8 protein-coding genes and 1 tRNA gene are annotated in these 8,745 nt (G+C 76.9%); 2 read left to right on the top strand and 7 right to left on the bottom strand.

Annotated elements, in window-relative coordinates:
- Positions 1-13: 13 nt before the first annotated feature.
- From ACH5AR_RS33410 to ACH5AR_RS33400, 3 genes are all read right to left on the bottom strand, one after another.
- Positions 14-87 (bottom strand) — tRNA-Lys (locus ACH5AR_RS33410).
- Positions 88-155: 68 nt separating this feature from the next.
- Positions 156-719, bottom strand: coding sequence for a bifunctional DNA primase/polymerase (locus ACH5AR_RS33405; protein WP_396305286.1), 564 nt, complete (start codon positions 717-719; stop codon positions 156-158).
- A 187-nt stretch (positions 720-906) separates the two neighbouring features.
- Positions 907-1,260, bottom strand: coding sequence for a hypothetical protein (locus tag ACH5AR_RS33400; protein ID WP_396305282.1), 354 nt, complete (start codon positions 1,258-1,260; stop codon positions 907-909).
- Positions 1,261-1,499: 239 nt separating this feature from the next.
- On the opposite strand from ACH5AR_RS33400, the gene ACH5AR_RS33395 reads away from it, so the two are divergent.
- Positions 1,500-1,820: a hypothetical protein gene (locus ACH5AR_RS33395; RefSeq protein WP_396305281.1), complete on the top strand. Its 321-nt coding sequence runs from the start codon at positions 1,500-1,502 to the stop codon at positions 1,818-1,820.
- A 64-nt stretch (positions 1,821-1,884) separates the two neighbouring features.
- Here the strand turns inward: ACH5AR_RS33395 and ACH5AR_RS33390 are convergent, their stop codons facing one another.
- From ACH5AR_RS33390 to ACH5AR_RS33380, 3 genes are read right to left on the bottom strand one after another with little or no spacing between them, the layout of a single operon-like run.
- The gene (locus ACH5AR_RS33390; protein WP_396305280.1) at positions 1,885-3,252 is read right to left on the bottom strand and encodes an AAA domain-containing protein; all 1,368 of its coding nucleotides are present in this window, start codon (positions 3,250-3,252) and stop codon (positions 1,885-1,887) included.
- Between the two features lie 8 nt (positions 3,253-3,260).
- Positions 3,261-4,859, bottom strand: coding sequence for a hypothetical protein (locus tag ACH5AR_RS33385; RefSeq protein WP_396305279.1), 1,599 nt, complete (start codon positions 4,857-4,859; stop codon positions 3,261-3,263).
- Positions 4,856-6,115 (bottom strand): hypothetical protein, encoded by a 1,260-nt coding sequence (locus ACH5AR_RS33380; protein WP_396305278.1) that lies wholly within the window; start codon positions 6,113-6,115, stop codon positions 4,856-4,858. Before ACH5AR_RS33380 ends, ACH5AR_RS33385 begins: the two co-directional genes overlap by 4 nt.
- Positions 6,116-6,290: 175 nt before the next feature.
- On the opposite strand from ACH5AR_RS33380, the gene ACH5AR_RS33375 reads away from it, so the two are divergent.
- Entirely contained in the window at positions 6,291-6,947 is a 657-nt protein-coding gene (locus tag ACH5AR_RS33375) for a histidine phosphatase family protein (RefSeq protein WP_396305277.1), read from the top strand.
- 50 nt (positions 6,948-6,997) lie between these two features.
- Here the strand turns inward: ACH5AR_RS33375 and ACH5AR_RS33370 are convergent, their stop codons facing one another.
- A complete protein-coding gene (locus ACH5AR_RS33370; protein WP_396305276.1) occupies positions 6,998-8,620 on the bottom strand; it encodes a tetratricopeptide repeat protein in 1,623 nt (540 codons plus the stop codon).
- Positions 8,621-8,745 lie beyond the last annotated feature (125 nt).

Below are 8,745 nucleotides of genomic sequence, written 5' to 3'. Positions count from 1 at the left end.
TTCCGGCTGTCTGTGCGCCGCCAGGGACTCGAACCCCGGACCCGCTGATTAAGAGTCAGCTGCTCTAACCAACTGAGCTAGCGGCGCCTGCTGACAGAGAAGACTCTAGCAGCGCCGTGCGGCCGAGCCAAAATCGAATACCGGTCGCCCGGCGTTCACCCGCCGGTCACGACGGCCGCCCCGGCGGGAACCGGCGCGCCCGGCTCGCGCGCCGCCCGGACGCAGGCCCACAGCACCACCGCGGCGCCGGGCAGCCGGGGGAGGCGTTCCGCCGGGGCGACGAGCCACCGGCCGGCGCCCTGCCCGGGGGAGTCCGGGCTGTTCACCATCCGCTGCAGGGGCGGCACGGTCACGGCGTCCCCCCGGCCGTGGCACAGCAGCGGCGGCACGTCCCGGGCCCACTCCTCCCAGGCCAGCAGCCGGCGCAGCCGGGGCGCCGCACCGGGCTGGACGAACAGCAGCACCCGCCCCCGGTGGACGGCCACCGGCCCGCTGCCCGGCCCGGACGCCCACAGCTCGTCCAGCACCCGGCGGCCGAACACCGCCGGCATGCTGATCACGTCGAACGCGCGCCCGCAGGGCAGGACGGACGGCGCCCAGGGGTGGCTCTCCCACAGGGCGCGCATGCTGCGCGGGTACTCGCTGGCGGAGGCGAGCCAGGCCTCTCCCGCCGCGCCGACGCACTCCACCGACGGGTGCGTCACCGAGGGGTACGTCACCGAGGGGTACGGCACCGACTGCTGCGTCACCGACTGCTGTGTCCAGATCTCCACGGGGAGCAGCCTGCGCGGTGCGGGCCCCCGGCGGGACGGAAAGCGCGGTTCCCCGGACAGCGCGGCCGGGGACGGCGTACCCTTCCCCGCCGCGCATATGCCCGGGGCCCGTGCCCGGCGGCGGCCGGGGGTGTCAGTCCTCCTGCCGGCGCGGCTGGAGCAGGGTGCGGCCGTACTCGATCATCTTGGCGGCGTAGTCCGGGGTCCAGTCGGCCCGCTGCGCGACCTCGGCGTCGGACAGCGCGTCGAACCGGCGCGGGTCGGCGAGCTGGGCGGCGGCGACCGCCTGGAAGTCGGTGGCCCGCTCGGCGGCGGTCCGGAAGGCCAGCGCCAGCTCCGTGGAGCGGCGCAGCAGCTCCGCCGGGTCCTCGATCGACTCCAGGTCGAAGAATCGTTCCGGCTCGGGTTCGGCGGACTGCGGCTCGAACAGCAGTTGCACCGGGCGTACGCGCCTGGTGGGCTCGGACGACTCTGGGGAGTCGGGCATGGACGGACACCTCCGGGTCTCGGACGGGGGGAAGGGATCGGCTCCGGGCTGCGCCGCCCGGTCGTGGCCGCCGTCCATTGTCTCGCGGCGGTGGCCGGTAGCGGAACGGTGCGCACGCGAGCGCTATTCCCCCGCGCACGCCCGGCGTGCGCCTCGCACGCCGCGCATCCGGATCGCATGCGAACCGGTTGTCCCGGTGTACCCGACCGTCCGACGAAGCCGGAGTGAACCCCGTGCGCGTGAGAAGAGGCCTTACGGCCGTCGCCCTTTCCGTCCTGTCCCTCGTGGGCGCCCTGCTCGCGGTCGCCGCCTCCGTCGCGCCGCCCGCCGCGGCCGCCGAGACGGCGCTGGTGGTGACCGGGCGGCCGAGCGCCCCCGGCGGAGTCTCGACGGCGACCTGCCCGCCCGGCACCCACCTGACCGGCGGCGGCTACCGGCTCCGGCCGGACGCCGCCGGCCCGGTGCGCGCCGACGGCCCCACGCAGGACGCGACCGGGTGGAGCGTCCAGGCGGAGCGGGGCACGGTGGTGGCCTACGCGGTCTGCGAGACCGAGGACTGACCGCCGGGGCCGGGCCGCGGCGGGCGGCCCGGCCCCGCGGCGGCTACCGCAGGCCCCGCGGCGGCTACCGCAGGTGGACCCGGTGGCCGCGCAGGTGCTCCAGCACCTGGTGGTTGGCCTCCCAGCCGTCCGGGAAGGCCACCGGGACGCCCAGCTGCACCGGCTCCGTCGCGGGGTGCTCGTCCAGCAGCTCGGCGATGCCGGCCCGGGCCACCACGATGCAGGCGTGCCGGTGCCGGGAGGCGAGCACGCAGAGCCGGCCGGTCTCCAGGTGGAAGGCGGTCGCGTCGGGGCGCCCGGAGAGCGGGTGCAGCACCACGGTGACGTCGTACTCGCGGCCCTGGAGGCGGTTCGCGGTGTCGACCGTCACGGCCGGCCCGGCCGCGCCGTCCACCGGCACGCCCGCCTTGAGCAGCGCCGCCCGCACGGCCGCCGCCTGGTCCCGGTGGGCGGTGCCGACGGCCACCCGGTCCGCGGTCAGCGGCGCCTCACCCTGCTCGGAGTGGGCGGTCAGCCCCCGCTCAAGCAGCCGCCGGACGGTGGCCGCGACGGCCGCCACGGCCTGCGGGTCGGTCCGTACGGTGTGCCGGGCGGGCAGTTCCAGCAGCGCCCAGCCGTGCTCGGCGGCCCGGTCGATCACCGCGTCCAGGGCCGAGCCGTCCGGGCGCTCGGCGGCCGTCAGCCGGCGGTCCCCGGGCCCGGTGCCGGAGCGGAACGGCGTGTACGGGTAGAACGCCCGCGAGATCAGCGGCGCGGCGCTGGCGGGCAGCCGCCAGGAGACCGGCAGCCGGTGCGGCTCGATCTCCGGGTTGTGCGCCAGCATCGTCACCACCGCACTGCCGGAGGGGTCGTACGACAGCCCGGCCCACTGGTCGGTGCCGACCACGGTGAACGGGTCCAGCTGGCCCGGATCGCCGACGAACAGCGCCCGCTCGAACAGTCGGGCCACCGCGAGCAGGGCGTCCGAGCGCATCTGGTACGCCTCGTCGACGATCGCGTGCCGCCACGGGGCCTCGGCCCGCACCCACTGCCACTTGGCCGAGGTGGAGATCACCACGTCGTGCTCGACCAGGTCGGCGGCCTTGTCGGAGGGCGTGACGTTGGCGTGCTTCAGCACCTCGGGGCCGGGCCGGGAGTCCGCGGCGTGCAGCCGACCGATCGTCAGCTCCGGCGCCTTCTCGGCCAGTCGGCCCACCAGGTCGTCCACCTGGCCGTTGGTCTGGGCGACGATCATCAGCCGCTCGCCGGCCCCGACCAGCTCGCGCGCCGCCCGTACCACCAGCGTCGACTTCCCGGCGCCGGGCGGGGAGTCCACCACCACGCCGCGCGGGGCGCCGGCCGGCGGACGGACGGTGGCCGCCAGGATCCGCGCCACCGCGGCGTCGGCGGCGGCGCCCGGGGCCTGCTCGCCGGGGACCTGTTCGGGGGGCATCGGACGGCTCACTCCCACTCCTCGGAGGCGGACGGCGCGGGTACGGGCGCGGCACCGGGCGGGCCGCCGTGGGTCCAGGGGGTGTCGTCCGGCTCGGGCAGCGGCGCGGACTGGCGCACCGTCAGCTCGAACAGGGTGAAGGTGACCGGCTCGCCGGGCTCGGGCAGGCTGCCCGGCTCCGGATCCTTCCGGCGGCCCATGCCGGAGAGCACCCGCAGGGTGAGCAGGCCCTCGGCGGCGTCCACCGCGACGATCTCCGCCTTCTGCGGGGACGCCCCGTGCACCCGGTGCACCTCCCGGCCGGGGTCCGCGTGCGGGCGGTCGACGGTGCGCACGGTGACCAGCGGGCGCGGCTTGGGGGAGCGGCCGGTGGTGTCCCGGTCCGGCACCACCTCCGTGACCACGCCGCTGAACGCCTCGCCGGCCAGTCGGTGCTCGGCCATCGCCAGCGGGTCGTCCAGCGCCTCCTGGACGTCGAGCCGGGCCTGCTCGCGCTCGCGCTGGGCGAGCTTGCGCGCGGCGGTGACGGCGTCGTCCTGCCGGGGCTGCGGCGGCTCGCCGGCCGCCAGCCGGTCCCGGTGGCCGGTGTAGGACCAGCGGTCGCCCGTCCAGCGCTCCGCCAGGTGGCCGGCCGGCGGCAGGGCGCGCAGCAGGTCCAGGCCCTGCCAGACGTCCCGCCAGGTGGGCAGCAGGACGGCGGCCAGCGCCTCCTCCAGCGCCGTCACCGCGGCCCGCACGGCCGTCCGGGCGCGGGCGGCGGCGGCCTCGTCGCGCTGTTCGGTGCCGTGCTGCAGGGCGTTCACCGCGGCGTCGTAGCGGGCGATCGCCGGGGCGAGCACGGAGGCGTCGAAGTGCGGGTCGGTGGCCGGGCCGGCCGGCGGGTGCAGCAGCTGCCCCCGGTCGTCCCGGGCGGACTCGGCCAGCTCGGCCGCCTCGGCGCCGGTCAGGCCGGGCGGCGGGAGGTGCCAGGCCAGCCGGGCCGCCAGGTGCTGGTCCTCCAGGTGGCTCTGGCCGGTCGCCCAGTGCCGGGCCAGCAGGCCGGTCATCGGCAGCAGCACCGAGGAGCCGGGCACCTGGGCGCGGTCGGTGAGGTGGGTCAGCCAGCGGCCGAGCAGCGGCACCCGGGCCGGCGCCGGGTACGGGCCCGGCTCCTCGTCCTCGGCGGTGCGGCGGAAGCGCGTCGAGCGGCCGATCAGGGCGAGGTGGTGGATGCCGGCGCTGTTCGGCACGATCAGCTGCGGGGCGTCCGTGCACAGCTCGCGGAAGACCTGCGTCTTCTCGCCGGTCTCCGGGTCCTTCTCGGAGCCCTCGATCCGCTCGACGTCCTCGGCGAAGGACTCCAGGTAGGGCAGCAGGTCGGCGGCCAGCTCGGCCAGGAAGTCGAACCGCAGGGTGCGGTTGAGCGGCTGCGGCACCAGGTGCAGCCGGGGGGCGTCGCGGTCGGTGCCGAGCATCACCGCGAGCGGGGCGCCGGACTCGCCGGCGGCGGTCAGCGGGACCAGCACCATCGGCCGGTCGGACAGGTGCCGGTGCCGGACGGTGGCCAGCGGCTCGGCCCGGCCGCTGCGGACGGCCTCCAGCCGGGCGAGGGTGGTCAGCAGGCTCATGCCGGAGCCCCCGCGGAGCCCGTCCCCGGCGCACCGGCCCCCGGCGCACCGGCCCCCTGCGCACCGATGCCCAGGGCCTCGGCGCGCAGGGCGGCCGCGTAGGCCAGCCGCTCGGCGGCGTCGTCCGCGCCGTCCAGGTCCTCGCGCTTGGTGCCGGCGGCGGCCAGCGCCCCGGCGACGGTGCGGATGCTGCCCAGCTCGCCGCGCACGCCCCGGCCGAGCTGTTCGACCCGGTCTTCGCAGCGGGCCCGGGCGCGGCAGTGGAAGCCGAGTTCGCAGGTGGAGAGGCAGTCCGGGCTGTACGCGGCGGGCACCGCCTCGACCGCGGCGGCCAGCTGCTCGGCCGTCCGGGCCGGCTCGCCGTCCTCGTCGGCGGCCAGGTCGAAGTCGGCGCCCGGCGGCAGCAGGGGCAGCAGCCGGCCGATGCCGGTCATCCGGCCCAGTTGGCGGCGGGTGGTGGCCAGTTCGCGGCGGACGTCCACGGCGACCGCCGTGGGCCGGTTGCCGAAGTCCTTCGGGCAGACCAGCAGCACGCTGGTGCGCGGACTGCCCGGCAGCCGCTGCTCGGTGTACGGGTCCTCGGCGAGCGGCTGCCCGGCTGCCGCGGCGGCGGCCCGCTGGAGCGCCAGCACGTACACGGCGGCCTGCCGGGCGGCGGCGCCGACCTTGGCCGGGTCCGCGCTGCCGTCCAGCACCGGGAAGGACTTGATCTCGACCACCGTGCACCGCCCGCCGTGCACCACCAGGGCGTCCGGCTCCAGGTAGGCGGTGCTGCCGGCCACCTCCAGCCGCAGCATCGGGTGGTCCAGCAGCGTCCAGGCCCGCGGGTCGGCGGCGGCCCGGGCCAGCGCCTCGGCCGTCCGGTCGGCGCGCACGGCCGGGCCCGAGCGGTGCAGCAGGTCCGGTACCAGGAGCGGGGCGTGGCCGTCCGCCGGGAGGCCCAGGTGGTGGCGGAGCGGCTCCAGCAGGGGCGCGTAGCCGTCCGCCTTCAGCCGGGACTCGAAGACCAGGCCGCGGGCGATGGCGAAGGGGGACTGGCCGAAGGGGGCGGGGCGGCCGAGCCGGGCCGCCAGCGCCGACTTGTCGACCCCCGCGGCGTCGAGCACCGCGCGGCGGTGGCAGCCCGGATTGGCGGCGAGCGCGGCGAGGGAGCGGGCGTTCAGACTGCGCTGCGGGGCCGGTCCGCGCAGCTCCGCGAGCCGCTGGGCGAGCGGCTCAGCGGGCCCGCGGGGCGGCACGTTCGTCGAGACGTTCATGGTGCGGCCCAGTGTCGCATCCGGGTCCGACAATCCGGTGCGGACCGGTCGCTTCCGGGGCCGCCGGGGCGGCCCCGCGATCGTGGCCGCCGTCCGGGTGGGGGATCATGGAGCCCGGTGCTCGATGGTGAGACCGCCGACCGTTGCCACCGCCTGCCTGCCGCAAGGAGCCCCCATGCCCGCCCGCATCGTGCTGGTCCGCCACGGTGAGACCGAGTGGTCCGCCACCGGCCGCCACACCGGCCGCACCGACATCCCGCTGACCGAGGAGGGCCGGGCGATGGCCCGGGCCCTCGGCGCCCGCCTCGCCAAGGCCCCCTGGAACGGGCTGCCGGACGCGCTCGTCTACACCAGCCCGCTCGGCCGGGCCAAGGAGACCTGCGAGCTGGCCGGCTTCGGCGACCGCGCGGTGGAGCGCCCGGAGCTCATGGAGTGGGACTACGGCCGGTACGAGGGCCGCACCGGCGCGGACATCCGGGCCACCGACCAGCCCGGCTGGCTGATCTGGCGCGACGGCGTGCCCGGCGGCGAGAAGCTCTCCGAGGTGGCCGCCCGGGTGGACGCCTTCCTGGCGGGCCTCAACGCGGAGCACGGCGTCCCCGACCAGGACACCACCGTGATGCACTGCGCCGACCGGGACGTCGTCCTGTTCGCGCACGGCCACCTGCTGCGCATCCTGACCGCCCGCTGGCTGGGCCTGGCGCCCGAGTACGCCCAGCGGTTCAAGCTCGGCACGGCCGCGCTCTGCGTGCTGTCCTGGGAGTACGGCGCTCCGGCGGTGGAGGTCTGGAACGACCTCTCCCACCTGGAGGGCCTGACCGCCGGGCACTGAGCCCGCCGTCCGCCCGGGGCGCCGTGCACCGGGCCGGCCCCGGCATGGCGTCAGGCGGCCGCCGCTCGGTCGTACTCGGCCAGGAACCGGCCCACCTCGGGCACGGCGCCGTGCGGGCGCAGCCGCCCGGCGGTGTCCGCGAGCATGCTCCGGATCCGGGCCGAGCGGACGTCGCCGAACAGCGCGACGGCGGCCGAGCCGTGGTGCGCCGCGCCCGCCAGGTCCCCGCGGCCGAGCCGGTCGTGGGCCAGCTCGGCGGTGTACAGCACCCGGTTGCGGACGAAGTGCGGCTCCTGGAGCGCTATCGCCCGTCCGGCCCGCTCGCTGGCGCGGTCCCAGTCGCCGAGCGCCGACCAGCACTGCGACTCGAGGCCGGCGATCTCGGCCTCGCCGAAGAAGGACATCCACTCCGGGTCCTGCCCGCCGGGCCCCCGGTCGAACAGGCCGTACGCCCGGCCGAGCGCCCGCTCGCAGGAGGACCGGTCCCGGAGCAGCGCCCAGGCACCGGCCTCGCGCATGGCGAGCAGGGCGAGCAGCCGCTCGGAGCCCAGGCCCCGGGCGGCGACCTGCCCGGCCTGGGCGGCCCGCAGCGCCTCCCGCGGGCGGCCGGCGTCCCGGGCGAGGAAGGCGCTGTTGCAGAAGACGTGTGCCTCCAGGGCGGAGTCCCCGGCCATCCGGGCGGTGGCGAGCGCCTCCGAGTAGAACGAACGGGCGTCCGCGAGCCGGTTCGAGTCATGGGCCAACCAGCCGACGGAGATGGCGAGTTCACCCGCCCCGCGCTGGAGCCGGCGTTCCGTGTCGGGGGTGTACTCGCACTCGTTGAGCAGGACGTAGGCGTTGCGCAGCGACTGCCCGGCGAGCTCGTACAGGGCGTCGGCGCCGTGCGCGTCGTCGGCCAGCCGGATCTCCCGGACGGCCTGCTCCACGCCGAGTGCCTCGGCGGCACCCACCCGGCGCAGCGGTGTCACCGGCCCGGACCGTCCGGGCACCAGCGGTTCGCCGCCGAGCAGCGACGGTGCGGTGAACTCCGCACCGGGGGTGGCGCCTTGGCCGGTGAGCACGCCGGAGGCGCGGTCGGCGCCGACCGGGCGGCCGGCGGCCGCGGCGGGTCGGTCGATGCCGATCACGGCGGCCAGCGCGGTGGTGCCGCCGGCCAGGAACGTACGGCGACGCACGTCGTCGTTCTCCTCGTCGAGATAGGGCGATCCATCGGGCCCCCGGGGCACCGTCCCGGCGTTCGGCCTCGGGGGCCCGTCCGGAGCGGCTGGATCCGCGTACGGCGAGGCAGCGTACGGGAGTTGAGTGGAGAGTGGTGAGCGCGGGGCGGGCAGGGGCGGGAACGTCGGGTGGAGCGGAGGGGGTTCGCCCCGCCCGTCGGGCCGGTCCGCCGGGCGGCGGCGGACGGCGGACCGGGGGGCGAAGCCGAGGTCGGTGAGCGTGCGGTCCGGCCACATGTGCCGGAACACCCGCTCGTAGGCGTAGTTGGGGCAGCGGATCTCACCGGACTCGACCCGCCCGACGTAGCGGGCGTCGCAGGACACGTGCTCCCCGATCTCGCGGGCGGCCCTGCGGACGGCCGTGGCGAACTCGCCGGGTGAGCGGTCGCCGCGCAGTGCGCGCATCACGAGGTTGGGGGTCGGTCGGTTCGGCTCGGCCGGTGGGGTGGCTGCCATGGGCCGAGAGTACTCGGAGTCACCGACCGGACACATTCGGTTGGTGGGACATGTGCTGACAACTCCGGGCAAAAGGGGCGATGTTGCGGGATATCTGCCATGAAATGCCATGCCTTGCTGTAAGG

This window comes from Kitasatospora sp. NPDC018619, assembly GCF_044391605.1.
Taxonomy (GTDB): domain Bacteria; phylum Actinomycetota; class Actinomycetes; order Streptomycetales; family Streptomycetaceae; genus Kitasatospora.
The sequence above is the reverse complement of the archived record's forward strand: the minus strand, read 5'-3'. Positions and strand labels throughout refer to the sequence as shown.